Source organism: Stutzerimonas chloritidismutans, assembly GCF_051486945.1.
Classification (GTDB): domain Bacteria; phylum Pseudomonadota; class Gammaproteobacteria; order Pseudomonadales; family Pseudomonadaceae; genus Stutzerimonas; species Stutzerimonas chloritidismutans_B.
On sequence record NZ_JAHVDX010000001.1, the window covers coordinates 495,337 to 512,852 of the forward strand.

Consider the following 17,516-nt stretch of genomic DNA (forward strand, 5'->3'; position numbering starts at 1 on the left):
ATGAGCGACCATCTCATCGAGGTTCGCGACCTCGCCGTTGAATTCGTCAGCGGAAATCGGACGCAACGGGTCGTGGAAGGCATCAGTTTCGATATTCGCAAGGGCGAAACGCTCGCGCTCGTTGGCGAGAGCGGCTCGGGCAAATCCGTGACGGCGCATTCGATTCTCAAGCTCCTGCCCTATCCGCTTGCCCGGCATCCCTCGGGCACGATTCACTACGGCGGCGAAGACTTGCTCAAGGCAGACGAAAAGCGTATGCGCGGCATTCGCGGGAACCGTATCGCGATGGTCTTCCAGGAGCCGATGACCTCTCTCAATCCGCTGCACACCATCGGCAAGCAAATCAATGAGGTGCTACTGATCCACAAAGGGCTCAGAGGCAAGGCCGCTACCGCGCGCACATTGGAGCTTCTGGAGCTGGTCGGCATTCCCGAACCGCGCAAGCGAATCCGAGCGTGTCCGCACGAGCTGTCCGGCGGCCAACGTCAACGCGTGATGATCGCCATGGCCCTGGCCAATGAGCCGGAACTGTTGATCGCCGACGAGCCCACCACCGCACTCGATGTCACCGTGCAGTTGAAGATCCTCGAATTGCTCAAGGATCTGCAGGCGCGGATGGGCATGGCGCTGCTCCTCATCAGCCACGATTTGAACCTCGTGCGAAGAATTGCGCATCGTGTGTGTGTCATGCAGCGCGGTCGCGTCGTCGAACAAGCGTCTTGCGAGCAACTGTTCCGCTCCCCGCAGCACCCGTATACCCAGGAGCTGCTGGCAGCGGAGCCCAGTGGTGGGCCGGTAGATATTGAAACCTCCGCCCCCCTGGTGCGGGTCGAGGACCTGCGCGTGTGGTTCCCAATAAGGAAGGGCCTACTCAGGCGCACCGTCGACCACGTCAAGGCCGTCGACGGTGTGTCTTTCAGCCTTCCGAAAGGCCAGACGCTGGGTATTGTGGGTGAGAGTGGCTCCGGCAAGTCGACTTTGGGGCTGGCGATTCTTCGCCTGCTCTCGAGCCGCGGCGAAATCCATTTTCGTGATCAGCCGCTCCAGCGCCTGTCGCAACGTGCGGTTCGCCCGCTGAGAAAGGAGATGCAGGTTGTTTTCCAAGATCCTTTCGGCAGCCTCAGCCCTCGCATGTCGGTCGGCCAGATTATTGGTGAGGGGCTCCGAATTCATGGGATCGGTACTCCTGCCGAGCAAGCGCAGGCGATCATCGATGCGCTCGTCGAGGTGGGGCTCGATCCGGAAAGCCGGCATCGCTATCCGCACGAGTTTTCCGGAGGCCAGCGCCAGCGGATCGCTATTGCGCGGGCTTTGGTTTTGAAGCCCGAGCTGATCTTGCTGGACGAGCCGACCTCGGCGCTTGATCGAACGGTTCAGCGACAGGTCGTGGAGCTACTACGCTCGCTACAGGCCAAGTACAACCTGACCTACCTGTTCATTAGCCATGACCTGGCGGTGGTTAGGGCGCTGAGCCACCAGATGATGGTGGTCAAGCAAGGCAAGGTCGTGGAACAAGGTGACGCGGCGGACATTTTCGCCGCACCACAACATCCGTATACACAGCAATTGCTGGAGTCAGCGTTCCTGGCGCCAGCCATTGCATAACCAGAAGAGGGACAAGCACATGGGTTTTCTAACCGGTAAGCGCGTACTGATCGTTGGTGTCGCCAGCAAACTGTCGATCGCCTCGGGCATCGCTGCGGCCATGCACCGCGAAGGCGCCGAACTGGCCTTCACCTATCAGAACGAAAAGCTCAAGGGGCGTGTCGAGGAGTTCGCCGCGAGCTGGGGCTCGGGCCCGGAGCTATGCTTCCCGTGCGACGTTGCCAACGACGAAGAAATTGCCCAGGTTTTCGAAGCGCTCGGCAAGAAGTGGGATGGCCTGGATGGCATCGTCCACTCGGTCGGTTTCGCCCCCGGTGACCAGCTCGACGGCGACTTCACCGAAGTGACCACCCGTGATGGCTTCCGCATCGCACATGACATCAGCGCCTATAGTCTGGTTGCACTGGCCAAAGCTGGCCGCCCGATGATGAAAGGCCGCAACGGCAGCATCTTGACGCTGTCCTACCTCGGTGCCGAGCGCACCATGCCTAACTACAACGTCATGGGCATGGCCAAGGCAAGCCTCGAAGCTGGTGTTCGCTACCTGGCCGGGAGCCTCGGCCCAGAGGGCACACGCGTGAACGCTGTGTCCGCTGGCCCAATCCGCACACTGGCTGCGTCGGGCATCAAGAGTTTCCGTAAGATGCTCGCCGCCAACGAAAGGCAGACGCCGCTGCGCCGCAACGTAACGATCGAAGAAGTAGGCAATGCTGGCGCATTCCTCTGCTCGGACCTGGCCTCCGGCATCAGCGGTGAAATTCTTTATGTCGATGGCGGCTTCAATACCACCGCCATGGGCAACATCGAAGACTGAGATAAGTCGCGCATAAAAAACCCGCACATGGTGCGGGTTTTTTATGGAAGCGAACTCAGTAGGTTTCGATGTCCGCTTCGTCGTGAAGCATCTCGCGATAAGCCGCAAAATCCTGCTGACCACTACGAGATGCGAGGAAACGACGATAGTTCTGCTTCTCCTCGTCACTCAACTCGACTTGGGGTTTGCTGACTCCGCTCAGCTGGATGACCACAAAGTCGCCATTACCAAGCGTGACGCCATCGTACGTACGCGCATCGCTGCCTTCCGGGCGCGGCATCCGGAACACCTGCTGCAACACGGCCGGCTCTACACCCTCCTGGTTGCGCGATGCTGCCTCGATAGTGCTCCAATCACCCTCGGCCTTCTCACCTTCGCGGAGTTTGGCCAACAGCGCCTTGCCTTGCTCCTGCGCCTGATCTGCGGCTTTGCTGCGCTGCAACTGGCTCACAATGCCCTCCTTGACCTCGTCGAACGGCATCACTTCGGGCTGCAAGTGCTGCTTGGCGCGAACCACGACCGCCGTGTCCGGATCCAGCTCGATGACCTCGCTATTGGCGCCATCCAGCAGCACTTCGTCGCTGAATGCAGCCTGGATTACCTGCCGGTTCGCCGCAATACCAGAACCACCTTCCCGTCCGAACGCTTCGCTCGTTTGGACTTGCAGACCAAGCTCTTGAGCGGGTTGTGCAAGATCCGACGACTCGAATGCCGCGTCCTCGAGTTGCTTGCTGGCTTCTACGAAACGCTGCTCCACCTGCTGTGCCTTAAGCTCACGAACCAGCTCCGGTTTCAGCGACTCCAGCGACGGAACCTCTGGCGACTGGACGCCAAGCAGCTTGATCAAATGCCAACCGAACTCGGACCGCACAGGTGCAGATACCTGACCCTGCTCGAGGTCATAAAGGGCTTTTTCGAACTCGGCGTCATAGACACCAGGCCCGGCAAACCCGAGATCGCCACCCTCGCCCGCCGAGCCCGGGTCATCCGAAAGCTCCTTGGCCAACGCTGCGAAATCTTCACCAGCGGCTACGCGTTTGGCGATCTCCTCGATTTTCTGCTTGGCCTGGCCGTCGCTGCTGCCGTCCGCCTCGATTAAGATATGCGCCGCCCGGCGCTGTTCGCCAAGGTTGGCGATACGCTGCTTGTACAGCTCGTCGACCTGATCGTCGGAAACCTCGACCTGATCGAAGAATGACTCCTTGTCCAGTTCGACGTATTCGAGGACCACCTGCTCGGGCGAACGAAAACGGTCCGTATTCTTTTCGTAATATTCGCGGGCCTCGCTTTCACTGACCTCAACCGCTGAAGTGTCCGCTGCGATACGAAGGGTGGCGAAATCCCGCGTTTGCTGCTCGAGATGGGCGAAGCGTTCGATCTGCTCGTCAGTGACGAACCCGGAACCAGAGATACCCGCGCGCAGTTGGCCGATAAGCATTTCCTGCTTGAGCAGTTCGCGGAACTGCATCCGGGAATAGCCCATTTGCTGGATGACCTGGTCGAAACGCGTTGCATCGAACTTGCCGTCTACGGTGAATTCCGGGGTCTGCAAGATCAATTGATCCAGTGCGGCCTCCGAGAAAGCAAAGTCGGCATCGCGCGCACCTTGCAGCAGCAGGGCTCGGTCGATCAAGGCGCGTAGCGACGATTCCCGAACAAGCTTGTCGTCTAGCAGCGACGGATCGAAGTCGCCGCCCAGCTGCTGAGCGAGCTGGCGGCGCTGCATGTTCATGGCCTGGTTGAGTTCCTCAAGCGAGATCTCCTCGCCGTTCACCTCGGCAGCGTTCTGGCTATTGCCGACGGAGCTGAAGATTGCGTCGAACCCCGTTAGCGCCAGCAACAGGATGATGACACCGATGATGGTCTTGGCAATCCAGCCTTGGGAGTTATCCCTGATGTTCTGAAGCATGCGTCCCCCAGGAGACAGCTGCGCGGCATGAACTGCGGCGCGGTTGGAAACCGGATAAAAGAAAGGCGCATCCAGGGATGCGCCTTCGCGGAGCTTTTGGAGCAGTTGGGCCGAATTCCCCAAGCCCGAGCGCAACAGGCACGCCCTCTTCGAACCACCACTCCAGGCCAGGGCCAGAGTGAACTGACTTCTGGCTGGATCGAAAAACGCTTAGTTGACGGCGTCCTTCAGAGCCTTGCCAGCTTTGAATCCCGGAATCTTGGCCGCCGCAATGTTGATCGGCTTGCCAGTCTGAGGGTTACGACCAGTGCGAGCAGCGCGCTCCTTGACAGCGAATGTACCGAAACCAACCAGTACCACGGAATCACCAGCCTTCAGTGCGCCAGTAACGGAGTCGATTACTGCATCCAGCGCGCGGCCAGCAACAGCTTTCGGGATATCAGCAGATGCAGCAATAGCATCGATCAGTTCCGACTTGTTCACTCTAAGTCCCCTTATTTCTGTTGAGTCTTTAATTTTTGGTGTAAGCAAAGCGGTGCTGAAATAGCAGCGACACAAAGGGCCGGTTTATATCAAGGGCGCCGAAAATATGTCAACAGAGCCTTCCAGACTAATGCGTGCTGATTCGCTCCTTGGAATCAGACTCGCGCTTGTCTTCCTTTGCAACAATGTCGGGAGCCGCATCAGGTAAGGGCTCCGGCGCGTATTGCAGCGCAATTTGAAGGACTTCGTCAATCCACTTGACCGGTTTAATCAGCAGGTCCTGCTTAATATTTTCAGGAATCTCTTTCAGATCACGCTGATTCTCTTCGGGAATGATCACCGTCTTGATTCCGCCTCGATGTGCGGCCAGCAATTTCTCCTTCAAGCCACCAATAGCGAGCACCTGACCCCGCAAGGTAATCTCCCCGGTCATTGCCACTTCAGCACGCACTGGTATCTGCGTCAGCGCGGAAACGAGCGCGGTGCACATGCCGATACCGGCACTCGGACCGTCCTTGGGTGTAGCACCTTCAGGCACGTGAATATGAATATCCTGCTTCTCATGGAAATCGGCAGCGATGCCCAAGCTCTGCGCACGACTGCGCACAACAGTCAACGCTGCAGTAATGGATTCGCCCATTACGTCGCCCAGTGAGCCGGTCTTCGTCAGGCGTCCCTTACCCGGCACGACAGCCGCTTCGATGGTCAACAACTCGCCTCCAACCTGCGTCCAGGCAAGACCGGTCACCTGGCCGACCTGGTCCTGCTGCTCGGCTAGCCCATAGCGAAACTTGCGTACGCCCAGGTAGTGCTCGAGCGAAGCAGCATCCACTTCGACTTTGAATTTTTTCTCGGCCGCGTGCTCCTTGACGACCTTCCGGCACACCTTCGCCAACTGGCGTTCCAGGCTACGGACGCCTGCTTCGCGAGTGTAATACCGCACGATATCGCGCAGCGCCTCTTCCTCGAACACCAGCTCAGTCTTCTTCAAGCCGTTGGCAGCGACCTGCTTCGGCACCAGGTAGCGGTTGGCAATATTGATCTTTTCGTCCTCGGTATAGCCCGGCAGACGGATGACCTCCATTCGGTCAAGCAAGGGTGCCGGGATGTTCATCGAGTTCGCGGTACAGAGAAACATCACATCCGACAGGTCGTAATCGACCTCAAGGTAGTGGTCGTTGAAATTATGATTCTGCTCGGGATCAAGAACCTCAAGGAGCGCTGACGCCGGATCTCCGCGCATGTCGTTGCCCATCTTGTCAATTTCGTCGAGCAGGAACAGCGGGTTGCGGACGCCTACCTTGCTCAGTTTTTGAATCAGCCGGCCCGGCATCGAGCCAATGTAAGTACGACGATGGCCTCGGATTTCAGCCTCGTCACGCACACCACCAAGCGCCATCCTGACGAATTTGCGGTTGGTGGAACGGGCGATGGACTCCGCCAGAGACGTCTTCCCGACTCCCGGTGGTCCAACCAGGCAGAGAACCGGCCCCTTGAGTTTCTTGACCCGCTTTTGCACGGCGAGATACTCAAGAATGCGGTCTTTCACCTCCTCAAGGCCGTAATGATCGGCATCCAGCACTTCTTCGGCTTTCTGCAGATCCAGCCGAACTTTACTAGCGGCTTTCCAGGGTACGTTAACCAGCCAGTCGATATAGGTCCGCACCACCGTGGCTTCAGCCGACATCGGCGACATCTGCTTGAGCTTGTTCAGCTCTGCGGTCGCCTTGGCATGCGCATCCTTGGGTAAGCCCGCGCTCTCGATTCGCTTCTTGAGATCGTCGATCTCGTTATGGCCCTCATCGATATCGCCAAGCTCTTTCTGAATGGCTTTCATCTGCTCGTTCAGGTAGTACTCGCGCTGGCTTCGCTCCATCTGCTTCTTCACGCGCCCGCGAATGCGCTTTTCCACCTGCAACAGGTCAATCTCTGCATCGAGTAGCGCCAGGACATGCTCGACACGCTCCGAAAGATCGGTGATTTCGAGAATCGCCTGCTTCTGTTCGATCTTCAGCGCCATGTGCGCCGCCATGGTATCGACGAGGCGGGCCGGCTCGTCGATGCTTGCGAGTGACGACAGCACCTCCGACGGCACCTTCTTGCCCAATTGAACATATTGCTCGAACTGGCTAAGCAAGCTGCGAGTCAGCACCTCACCTTCGCGCTCGTCGATTTCCGATTCGTCGATCAGCTCAACCTCAGCGCGGCAATGATCCTCGACATCGAAGAAGCGGTCGATTACGCCGCGCTGCTCGCCTTCTACCAGCACCTTCACGGTGCCATCGGGCAACTTGAGTAGCTGTAGGACTGTCGCGACGGTTCCGACGCGATAGAGGCCGTCTTCGGCAGGATCATCATCCGCCGGATTTTTCTGGGCCAAGAGCAGGATCTGCTTGTCGCCCGCCATGGCCGCTTCGAGGGCCTCGATGGACTTCTCTCGGCCAACGAACAGCGGAATCACCATGTGCGGATAGACGACGACATCACGCAGTGGCAAGAGGGGCAATTCGATGGTTGTCTTCATAACATTCAGCTCTACGACGGCCATACGGCGTGAACGGGGGAACACCCTTGAAGCAAAGATGAGGGCGCCCATGGCAAAAAACAAGGACGACGCAGAAATGCAAAGGGGCCCGGAGGCCCCTTTGTTTTATCACGCGTCAGGCGCAGCCTTTGCTGGCGGCTCGCTGCTTTCGTAGATCAGCAGCGGCTGAGACGTGCCTTCGATCACGCTCTCGTCGATCACCACCTTGCTGACGTCCTTCTGGGAAGGAATCTCATACATGGTATCCAGCAGCACACCTTCGAGGATCGAGCGCAACCCTCGAGCACCGGTCTTGCGCTCCAGCGCACGACCAGCAACCGCCTTGAGCGCGTCAGTGCGGAACTCCAGGTCAACACCCTCCAGCTCGAACAGCTTGGCGTATTGCTTTGTCAGTGCATTCTTGGGCTCGGTGAGAATTTGGATCAACGCCGCTTCGTCCAGCTCGTCAAGAGTAGCGATGACCGGCAAGCGCCCTACAAACTCCGGAATCAACCCGAACTTCACAAGATCATCAGGCTCCACTGCACGCAGCGACTCTCCGATTTTCTTGCCTGGATCCTTGCTACGAACCTCGGCATTGAACCCAATCCCACCCTGCGTCGAGCGACCCTGAATCACCTTTTCGAGACCCGCGAACGCACCGCCACAAATGAACAGTATGTTGCGTGTATCGACCTGCAGGAACTCCTGCTGAGGATGCTTGCGGCCGCCTTGTGGCGGAACTGAGGCTACCGTGCCCTCGATCAGCTTGAGCAGCGCCTGTTGCACGCCCTCGCCCGATACATCGCGGGTGATCGAGGGGTTATCCGACTTTCTGGAAATCTTGTCGATTTCATCGATGTAGACAATACCCATCTGGGCCTTTTCCACATCGTAGTCGCACTTCTGCAGTAGCTTTTGGATGATGTTCTCAACATCCTCACCCACGTAACCAGCCTCGGTAAGCGTGGTGGCATCGGCAATGGTGAAGGGGACATTGAGCAGACGCGCCAGTGTTTCGGCCAGCAACGTCTTACCCGAGCCAGTCGGCCCGATGAGCAGGATATTGCTCTTGCCCAGCTCGACCTCTTCCTTCTTGTCGCGCTGATTGAGACGCTTGTAGTGGTTGTAAACAGCCACGGCCAGAATCTTCTTAGCACGCTCTTGACCAATGACGTACTGGTCGAGAATGCCGCTGATCTCCTTTGGCGCAGGCAGTTTTTGCGCGCTGCTTTCGGCCTGGGCTTCTTGCACCTCCTCACGGATGATGTCATTGCACAGGTCGACGCACTCGTCACAGATAAAAACCGAGGGGCCGGCAATCAACTTGCGCACTTCATGCTGGCTCTTGCCGCAGAAGGAGCAATAAAGCAGTTTGCCGGAGTCCTCGCCGTTGCGGGTGTCAGTCATTCGATCGATCCAATCGGGGAAGGCTTGAAACACAAGATGAAGGCATTCGAGGGCTTTTTCAAGCCCCGGGTACAGCCGGGCATCGCCATGAAGGCGAGGTCAACTCGCCATCTGGCGCTGAGCCAATACCTGGTCGATCAGCCCATATTTGACAGCTTCCTCACCGCTCATGAAGTTATCGCGGTCCGTATCGCGAGCGATGATTTCCATTGGCTGACCGGTATGCTGGGCCATAATCTTGTTCAGACGCTCACGGATGGTGAGGATTTCGCGGGCATGAATTTCGATATCCGAAGCCTGGCCCTGGAAGCCGCCTAGGGGCTGATGAATCATCATCCGCGAATGGGGCAGGCAGTAGCGCTTGCCGGCAGCACCGCCCGTCAACAGCAGCGCACCCATGCTACAGGCCTGGCCGATGCAGATGGTCGACACATCTGGCTTGATGAATTGCATGGTGTCGTAGATGGACATCCCGGCGGTTACCGAACCACCCGGCGAATTAATGTAGAGATGTATGTCCTTCTCAGGATTCTCAGCCTCGAGAAACAGCATCTGCGCGACGATCAGGTTCGCCATGTAGTCTTCGACCTGGCCGACCATAAAGATCACCCGCTCCTTCAGGAGCCGGGAATAGATGTCATACGCGCGCTCGCCACGGGCGGACTGCTCGATGACCATCGGAACCAGCCCACCGGCGGCCTGGATATCGGGTGCTTGCATAAACGGATTGCCGGACATGTCCAACGATACTCCCTATGTCACGCCTCAAAGACATAAGCCAGCACTAGGCTGGCTTATGAACGTGCATCAAACGATTTGAAGAGACTCAAGCTGCTTGCGGGGCTTCCGCAGGCTTCACTGCTTCTTCGTAGGAAACCGATTTGTCGGTCACTTTAGCCTGCTGCAGAACAGTATCTACAACTTGCTCTTCGAGCACAACCGAGCGGACTTCGTTCAGCTGCTCAGCATTCTTGTAGTACCAAGACACGACCTGCTCAGGCTCCTGATAGGCAGAGGCCATCTCCTCAATCAGCTCGCGAACGCGCGCATCGTCAGGCTTGAGTTCGTGCTGCTTGACGACTTCAGCGACGATGAGACCCAGTACCACCCGGCGCTTGGCCTGTTCCTCGAACAGCTCGGCCGGCAGTTGGTCAGGCTTGATATTGCCACCAAACTGTTGCACAGCCTGGGTACGCAGGCGGTTGACTTCGTTGTCGACCAGCGCTTTCGGCACCTCGATCGGATTGCCCGTGACAAGCCCTTCCATGACCTGGTTCTTCACCTTGGTCTTGATGGCCTGGCGCAGCTCGCGCTCCATGTTCTTCTTGACCTCGGCACGGAAGCCCTCGAGGCCGCCTTCTTGAACGCCGAACTGAGCGAAGAATTCGTCATTGAGCTCGGGCAGCTGAGCAGCAGCGACGCTGTTTACGGTCACGGTGAACTCAGCGGTTTTACCGGCAAGGTCGAGGTTCTGGTAATCCTCAGGGAAGGTCGGGTTGATCACGCGCTCCTCGCCCGCTTTCGCGCCAATCAGAGCTTCCTCGAAACCCGGGATCATGCGGCCAGAGCCCAACACCAGCTGAGTACCTTTGGCCGAGCCGCCTGCGAAAGCTTCGCCGTCGATCTTGCCGACGAAATCGATGTTCAACTGATCACCGTCTTCGGCAGCACGCTCGACCATCTCGTAGCGCGTGTTCTGCTTGCGCAGGATTTCTAGCATGTTATCGACGTCAGCGTCGTTCACTTCGGCCTGCAAACGCTCGATTTCGATGCCCTCGAAACCAGCCACCTTGAATTCGGGGAACACTTCGAAGGTAGCAACGTACTCGAGATCCTTGCCCTTCTCGAAGACCTTTGGCTCAACGGCCGGTGCGCCAGCAGGATTCAGCTTCTCGGCAACGACGGCTTCATAAAAGGTCGCTTGTATCAGATCGCCCAACGCCTCCTGGCGAGCGGCGGCCTCATAACGCTGACGGATGACACTCATCGGCACCTTGCCAGGACGAAAACCCGGAATTTTGGCACGGCTTGCAGTCTGCTGCAGACGCTTGTTGACTTCGCTCTCGATACGATCGACCGGCACGCCAATGGTCATACGGCGCTCAAGAGCGGAGGTGCTTTCAACAGAAACTTGCATGGATTTTCCTCGTTGCACAGACATAAGCCGGCGTTCCGGCCCCAGAATGGGCAAACATTCTAGTGGCTCGCCTGACAGAAGTCACCCCGTCCGACAGCCCCATAACAGCGCACAACCGCCGCGCTTACTGACATTGCCGCGCGAGCCCGCCGCCCAGACCGCCTTCGTATTGGAATGGGCAGAAGCGCGCTGGCGCATGCCATGCACGGCACGGGTCTAACGGGCACAAAAAAGCCCCTGAATAGGGGCTTAAGGGAACTCCTAATTCCACTTAAGGGCTGGAGTCAAATGATGGTGCGGACGGAGAGACTCGAACTCTCACACCTTGCGGCGCCAGAACCTAAATCTGGTGTGTCTACCAATTTCACCACGTCCGCAAAACTTCAAACGAAAACGCCAGGCACAGCCTGGCGTTCCGGAATATGGGGTGGACGATGGGGCTCGAACCCACGACCGCAGGAGCCACAATCCTGTGCTCTACCAACTGAGCTACGTCCACCATATTGCTTCGCTTGTGCCAGAGTCCAAATGGCGCACCCGGCAGGACTCGAACCTGCGACCATCCGCTTAGAAGGCGGATGCTCTATCCAACTGAGCTACGGGCGCTTTCATCTGCATTCTGTTTGGAGCGCAGACTTCAAGCTCGGACTCTTGAAAGCGGTTGCCCTCAAAAGCCGTCTTACCCAGCAGCGAGCTGTGCTCGACAAGCGGGGCGAATCTTAAAGGCCGGCCATGAAGCCGTCAACAACAAATTTCAAAAAAATTCAGCGTGGTAAAGGAGTTACGGGACGCGGCTGCCTTGTCGCCTTTGCCGGGCCGCAACGCCGTGCGAGAATGCCGCTCCTTTTTCTCCTCTACTCTATGGTTAGCCAAGCGACATGACTGCACAATTGATCGACGGTAAAACGATCGCCGCCAACATTCGCCAGCAGATCGCTGGTCGCGTGGCCGAGCGCGCCAGTGAGGGGCTACGGGTCCCGGGGCTAGCGGTCATCCTGGTGGGCACCGATCCCGCTTCCCAGGTCTACGTCGCACATAAGCGCAAGGACTGCGAAGAAGTGGGCTTTTGTTCCACCGCCTACGATCTTCCAGCCGAGACCAGCCAGGCCGATCTCTTGGCGCTGATCGAGGAGCTAAACGAGAACCCCGCAATCGACGGAATCTTGGTGCAACTTCCCTTGCCCAAGCACCTCGATGCGTCCCAGTTGTTGGAGCGAATCCGCCCCGACAAGGATGTAGATGGCTTCCATCCATACAACATTGGCCGATTGGCGCAACGGATGCCATTGCTGCGCCCATGCACGCCTAAGGGCATCATGGCGCTGCTGGAAAGCACGGGCGTCGATCTTCACGGCCTCAACGCGGTGGTTGTCGGCGCATCCAACATCGTTGGCCGGCCGATGGCGCTCGAACTGTTGTTAGCCGGATGTACCACCACGGTTACTCACCGCTTCACACATGATCTGGCCGAGCATGTGAAACGTGCCGACCTGGTCGTCGTCGCTACCGGCATTACCGGGCTGGTAAAGGGTGAGTGGATCAAGCCCGGCGCCATCGTCATCGACGTGGGTATCAATCGACAGCCGGACGGCAAACTGGTCGGCGATGTCGAGTTCGAGCCGGCCGCAGAGCGTGCTAGTTGGATTACGCCTGTACCGGGTGGCGTCGGGCCGATGACGCGGGCCTGCCTGCTGGAAAACACCCTGCACGCAGCCGAGCATCTTCACGACTGACCAAACGAAAACGGCACCCGAGCAGGGTGCCGTTCCATACGCATCCAGCGTTTCGATCAGCTTTCCTTCTCCCAAGACTTGATCAGCTCGTCATAGTTAACGGTCTGCCCCTTGGGTTTTTCGTTGTCGAGCTTCGGCTTGGGCGCGCCGGGCTGGCTGAACCAGTATTCAGCATCACGCGGCTCGTTGAGCTTCGGACCGCACTTAGGCTGGACCTTTGCCCGCTCCAGTCTCGCCATCATTGAGTCCTGCGCCTCAGCCAATCCATCGAGTGCCTCCTGTGGCGTCTTGTCACCACTCGCAGCTTCGGCGATGTATTGCCACCAGAGCTGGGCCAAGCGCGGGTAGTCCGGCACATTCGTCCCGGTTGGTGTCCATTGGACTCGTGCCGGGCTGCGGTAAAACTCCACTAACCCGCCCAGCTTGGGCGCCACTTTGGTCATTGCGTCGGAGTTGATGTCCGACTCCCTGATTGGGGTCAGGCCCACCAACGTTTTCTTCAGCGATACCGTTTTCGAGACCGTAAATTGCGCGTACAGCCACGCCGCCAGCCGACGCTTTTCTGGCGTCGAGTCGAGGAAGGTCCAAGCGCCCGCGTCCTGGTAGCCGAGTTTCATACCCTCTTCCCAGTACGGCCCTTTCGGTGAAGGCGCCATGCGCCACTTCGGCGTCCCGTCCTCGTTGACCACCGGCAATCCGGGCTTGGTCATGTCAGCGGTAAACGCCGTATACCAGAAGATCTGCTGCGCGATATTGCCCTGAGCAGGCACCGGGCCCGATTCGGAGAAGGTCATACCTTGAGCTTCTGGCGGCGCGTACTCGCGCATCCAATCGACATATTTCTGAGTTGCGAACACAGCGGCAGGCCCGTTAGTTGCACCGCCGCGCGCCACGCTGGAGCCGACCGGATGACAATCCTCCACCCTGATTCCCCACTCATCGACCGGCAGGCCGTTGGGTAATCCCTTGTCGCCGGCACCGGCCATGGAGAACCACGCATCAGTAAAGCGCCAACCGAGCGATGGGTCCTTCTTGCCGTAATCCATATGCCCGTAGACGCGCTGGCCGTCGATTTCCTTGACGTGTTTGCTGAAAAATTCAGCGATGTCTTCATAGGCAGACCAGTTCACCGGCACGCCCAGCTCGTATCCGTACAGCTCCTGGAACTGTTTTTTCAGCTCGGGACGTTCGAACCAGTCGGCACGGAACCAGTAAAGATTGGCGAACTGCTGGACGGGCAACTGGTAGATTTTCCCGTTCGGGCCCGTGGTGAACGAGATACCGATGAAGTCGTCGAGGTCCAGGGTCGGCAAGGTGTATTCCTTGGCCTCACCTTCGATCATGTCGCTGATCGCGACGGCCTTGCCGTAACGAAAGTGCGTGCCGATCAGGTCCGAGTCGTTGATGTAACCGTCGTAGATGTTCTTGCCAGACTGCATCTGTGTCTGCAGTTTCTCGACCACATCGCCTTCCTGCATCAGGTCGTGGCGCAATTTGATCCCAGTAATTTCGCTGAAGGCGCGGGCGAGGGTTTTCGACTCGTACTCATGGGTGGTGATGGTTTCCGAGGCGACATTGATTTCCATGCCACGGAACGGCTCAGCGGCTTTGATGAACCAGCGCAACTCCTCCATCTGCTCCTCGGCCGAGAGTGTCGAGGGATTGAACTCCGACTCGACCCACTTCTTCGCCGCGTCTTCATAGGCGTCGGCCCAGGCCGTGCCCGCCATGCCAGACAACGTCAGCAAGGCGGTCAGTGCCATGCCATGTCGGGTGTTGTTTTTGTTTTCGAACATAAACACCTCCTTTGGGTTATTCAACGGGACAGGCCGCCTGGCCTCATCCCCAGCGCATCACTGCAAACAACCAGACGACAGATAGCGCAGACGCTATCCAGATGCTCCAGTCGGTCAGCCCTATCAGCAAGAGGTGGCAATAGGCGCTGCCCAGAAGTCCAACGAACAGGCGATCGCCGCGGGTGGTCACGATCGGCAGAAAGCCTTTGCGCGGCGTGCAGGGCCGTGCAAGCTCCCAGGCGCTCATCGCTACCAGCATCAGGCCGATCACCGTGAAAAACACCGCAGTGGGCAGGGTCCAGGCCATCCAATTCATGAGTGCGCTCCTAAACCCGACCGAGGGCGAAGCCCTTGGCTACGTGATTGCGGACAAACCAGATCACCAGCATGCCCGGCAGGATGGTCAGCACACCGGCGGCGGCCAGTACGCCCCAGTCGATCCCGGAAGCTGACACCGTGCGTGTCATGACGGACACGATCGGCTTCGCGTCGACCGACGTCAGCGTGCGCGCCAAGAGCAGCTCCACCCAACTGAACATGAAGCAGAAGAACGCCGTCACACCGATGCCCGAGCGAATGAGAGGGATGAAGAGCTTCAGGAAGAATCGGGGGAAGCTGTAGCCGTCGATATAGGCGGTCTCGTCGATTTCCTTTGGCACACCGGACATGAACCCTTCCAGAATCCATACCGCCAACGGCACGTTGAACAGGCAATGCGCCAGCGCTACGGCGATGTGCGTGTCGAACAGGCCGATAGACGAATAGAGCTGGAAGAACGGCAGCAGGAACACCGCTGGCGGGGCCATGCGGTTGGTCAGCAACCAGAAGAACAAGTGCTTGTCGCCGAGAAAACGGAAACGGGAAAAGGCGTAGGCCGCCGGCAACGCGACCGTCAGCGAAATCAGGGTATTGAGGCAGACGTAATAAAGCGAGTTGATGTATCCGCTGTACCAGCTGCGGTCGGTAAAGATCACGCGGTAGTTATCGAGCGTGAAGCCCCGCGGCCAGAGGGTCAGGCCACCCAGGATCTCGGTGTTGCTCTTGAATGACATGTTCACCAGCCAGTAGATCGGCACCAGCAGGAACACCACATAGAGGATCAATAACGCACGCTTGCGCAGGTTCATTGGCAGGCCCTTATCGCGTCTGGTCGCTGTGCGTCATTGCTGTGTAGAACAGCCAGGACACGAGCAGGATGATCAGGAAATAGATCAGGGAGAACGCCGCGGCAGGCCCCAGGTCGAACTGGCCCACAGCCATCTTCGTCAACGTCTGACTGAGGAAGGTCGTCGCGTTGCCTGGCCCGCCGCCAGTCAACACGAAGGGTTCTGTGTAGATCATGAAGCTGTCCATGAAGCGCAGCATCACGGCAATCAACAGCACGCTCTTAAGCTTCGGCAGCTGGATATGGCGGAACACGGCCCACGCCGAGGCGCGGTCGATGCGCGCGGCCTGGTAGTAGACGTCAGGGATGGCACGCAGTCCCGAGTAGCAGAGCAACGCGACCAGCGATGTCCAATGCCAGACATCCATCACCAGAACCGTGACCCAAGCGTCCCGGGTGTTGGACGCGTAGTTATAGTCGACGCCCAGCTCGTTGAGCACGTAGCCCAGTAACCCGATATCGGCGCGCCCGAAGATCTGCCAGATCGTCCCGACCACGTTCCAAGGTATCAGTAGCGGAATTGCCATTACGATCAGGCAGACCGAGGTCCAACGACCACGGGTCGGCATGGTCAGGGCGACGGCGATGCCCAACGGAATCTCGATCAATAGTACGCATGCCGAGAAGATGAACTGGCGCAGCAGCGAGTCGTGTAGCCTCGGATCGTTGAGGATCTGCCGGTACCAATCCGCCCCGACGAAGAAGCTCGTCGAAGCATCGAAGATGTCCTGCACCGAATAGTTCACCACCGTCATCATCGGCAGCACTGCGCTGAATGCCACCAGCAGGAAGACCGGCAGCACTAGCCACCAGGCGCGGTTGTCCTGAACCTTGTTCATGGCTGCGCCTCCACCAAGCGATCATCGGCGTAAAGCATCAACCACTGCTGAGGAAAGCCGACCCAGGCGCGCCCCTTCGGCACGGTCTGCTCCTCCGGCAGCCGGGCCTTGAGCAGGCGGCCTTGCATCTGAAGCGTGAGAATCTTGTACGTGCCGAGGTCGTCTACCCGTACCACTTCGGCGGCCATGCCCCCTGCCCCGGCCTCATCACTGACCTGCACGAATTCGGGCCTGATTCCAATCTGCAACCGGCTGCCGCCGAGCTCCGGGAGCTGCGCCAGTACCGGCGCAGGCAACGGAACATGCTGTTCCCCGAAATCGACGCCGCCAGGCCCGGCTGTGACGTCGATCAGATTCATACCCGGGCTGCCGACGAAGAAGCCAACAAAGGTGTGCTGCGGCCGCTCGAACAGCTCGCGCGGTGTTCCGAACTGTACGATCTGCCCGCCATGCATCACTGCGATCTTATCCGCGAAGGTCGAGGCTTCTAGCTGATCGTGGGTTACATAGATCATCGTGATATTGAATTGCTCATGGATCTGCTTGAGCTTGCGTCGCAGCTTCCACTTCAAGTGCGGGTCGATGACGGTGAGCGGCTCGTCGAAAAGAATTGCCGAGACGTCATCACGCACCAGCCCCCGCCCCATCGACACTTTTTGTTTCTCGTCCGCGCTGAGGTTGCGCGCCTTCTTCTTGAGCACCGGATGCAGGTCCAGCACCTCCGCGATCTCATGCACGCGGCTGGTGACCTTGGCTTCCGGCACGCCCTGGTTGCGTAGCGGGAACGCCAGGTTGTCGAACACCGTCATGGTGTCGTAGACGACCGGAAACTGAAAAACCTGCGCGATGTTGCGCTCTTCCGGCGACAGCGTGTTGACCTCGCGCGCATCGAACAGCACTTGCCCCTCCGAAGGGCTGAGCAGGCCAGAGATAAGGTTCAGCAGAGTCGACTTGCCGCAGCCGGACGGGCCCAGCAAGGCGTAGGCACCGCCCTGCTCCCACACGTGATCCATCTCCCGGATCGCATAATCCGCCGCGTCACGCGGCTGCGAGCGGTAGCTGTGCGCAAGGTTCTGCAATCGGATCTCGGCCATAGGGCTT

General features: G+C 58.5%; 14 protein-coding genes and 3 tRNA genes. 3 read left to right on the forward strand and 14 right to left on the reverse strand.

Going from position 1 to position 17,516, the window contains the following annotated elements:
* Positions 1 to 1,605, forward strand: a complete 1,605-nt coding sequence (locus KXR72_RS02110) for an ABC transporter ATP-binding protein (protein WP_437419480.1) — start codon at positions 1 to 3, stop codon at positions 1,603 to 1,605.
* A 19-nt stretch (positions 1,606 to 1,624) separates the two neighbouring features.
* Entirely contained in the window at positions 1,625 to 2,419 is a 795-nt protein-coding gene (gene fabI, locus KXR72_RS02115) for an enoyl-ACP reductase FabI (RefSeq protein WP_437419481.1), read from the forward strand.
* Between the two features lie 55 nt (positions 2,420 to 2,474).
* Here fabI and KXR72_RS02120 read toward each other — a convergent pair whose 3' ends face one another.
* From KXR72_RS02120 to KXR72_RS02160, 9 genes are all read right to left on the reverse strand, one after another.
* Entirely contained in the window at positions 2,475 to 4,328 is a 1,854-nt protein-coding gene (locus KXR72_RS02120) for a SurA N-terminal domain-containing protein (protein ID WP_437419482.1), read from the reverse strand.
* A gap of 210 nt (positions 4,329 to 4,538) precedes the next feature.
* A complete protein-coding gene (gene hupB / locus KXR72_RS02125; RefSeq protein ID WP_243605563.1) occupies positions 4,539 to 4,811 on the reverse strand; it encodes a nucleoid-associated protein HU-beta in 273 nt (90 codons plus the stop codon).
* Between the two features lie 127 nt (positions 4,812 to 4,938).
* The gene (gene lon, locus KXR72_RS02130) at positions 4,939 to 7,335 is read right to left on the reverse strand and encodes an endopeptidase La (protein ID WP_437419483.1); all 2,397 of its coding nucleotides are present in this window, start codon (positions 7,333 to 7,335) and stop codon (positions 4,939 to 4,941) included.
* 129 nt (positions 7,336 to 7,464) lie between these two features.
* Complete coding sequence (gene clpX, locus KXR72_RS02135) at positions 7,465 to 8,745, reverse strand: ATP-dependent Clp protease ATP-binding subunit ClpX (protein WP_437419484.1); 1,281 nt, start codon at positions 8,743 to 8,745, stop codon at positions 7,465 to 7,467.
* 99 nt (positions 8,746 to 8,844) lie between these two features.
* Positions 8,845 to 9,483 carry an ATP-dependent Clp endopeptidase proteolytic subunit ClpP gene (gene clpP, locus KXR72_RS02140; RefSeq protein ID WP_437419485.1) on the reverse strand — a complete coding sequence of 213 codons (639 nt, stop codon included), beginning with the start codon at positions 9,481 to 9,483 and terminating at the stop codon, positions 8,845 to 8,847.
* 88 nt (positions 9,484 to 9,571) lie between these two features.
* Positions 9,572 to 10,882, reverse strand: a complete 1,311-nt coding sequence (gene tig, locus KXR72_RS02145) for a trigger factor (RefSeq protein ID WP_437419486.1) — start codon at positions 10,880 to 10,882, stop codon at positions 9,572 to 9,574.
* Between the two features lie 292 nt (positions 10,883 to 11,174).
* Positions 11,175 to 11,259 (reverse strand) — tRNA-Leu (locus KXR72_RS02150).
* A 46-nt stretch (positions 11,260 to 11,305) separates the two neighbouring features.
* A tRNA-His gene (locus tag KXR72_RS02155) sits at positions 11,306 to 11,381 on the reverse strand.
* Between the two features lie 30 nt (positions 11,382 to 11,411).
* Positions 11,412 to 11,488: transfer RNA gene (locus KXR72_RS02160), tRNA-Arg, on the reverse strand.
* A 272-nt stretch (positions 11,489 to 11,760) separates the two neighbouring features.
* Here KXR72_RS02160 and folD point away from each other — a divergent pair.
* Positions 11,761 to 12,615, forward strand: a complete 855-nt coding sequence (gene folD / locus KXR72_RS02165; RefSeq protein WP_437419487.1) for a bifunctional methylenetetrahydrofolate dehydrogenase/methenyltetrahydrofolate cyclohydrolase FolD — start codon at positions 11,761 to 11,763, stop codon at positions 12,613 to 12,615.
* A 56-nt stretch (positions 12,616 to 12,671) separates the two neighbouring features.
* Here the strand turns inward: folD and KXR72_RS02170 are convergent, their stop codons facing one another.
* From KXR72_RS02170 to KXR72_RS02190, 5 genes are read right to left on the reverse strand one after another with little or no spacing between them, the layout of a single operon-like run.
* Positions 12,672 to 14,411, reverse strand: coding sequence for an ABC transporter substrate-binding protein (locus KXR72_RS02170; RefSeq protein ID WP_437419488.1), 1,740 nt, complete (start codon positions 14,409 to 14,411; stop codon positions 12,672 to 12,674).
* A 43-nt stretch (positions 14,412 to 14,454) separates the two neighbouring features.
* The gene (locus tag KXR72_RS02175; RefSeq protein ID WP_437419489.1) at positions 14,455 to 14,727 is read right to left on the reverse strand and encodes a DUF2160 domain-containing protein; all 273 of its coding nucleotides are present in this window, start codon (positions 14,725 to 14,727) and stop codon (positions 14,455 to 14,457) included.
* Positions 14,728 to 14,737: 10 nt separating this feature from the next.
* Positions 14,738 to 15,538: a carbohydrate ABC transporter permease gene (locus tag KXR72_RS02180; protein WP_437419490.1), complete on the reverse strand. Its 801-nt coding sequence runs from the start codon at positions 15,536 to 15,538 to the stop codon at positions 14,738 to 14,740.
* 10 nt (positions 15,539 to 15,548) lie between these two features.
* The gene (locus KXR72_RS02185; RefSeq protein WP_437419491.1) at positions 15,549 to 16,415 is read right to left on the reverse strand and encodes a carbohydrate ABC transporter permease; all 867 of its coding nucleotides are present in this window, start codon (positions 16,413 to 16,415) and stop codon (positions 15,549 to 15,551) included.
* Positions 16,412 to 17,509, reverse strand: coding sequence for an ABC transporter ATP-binding protein (locus KXR72_RS02190; protein WP_437419492.1), 1,098 nt, complete (start codon positions 17,507 to 17,509; stop codon positions 16,412 to 16,414). The genes KXR72_RS02185 and KXR72_RS02190 overlap by 4 nt, the downstream gene beginning before the upstream one ends.
* Between the last annotated feature and the right edge of the window lie 7 nt (positions 17,510 to 17,516).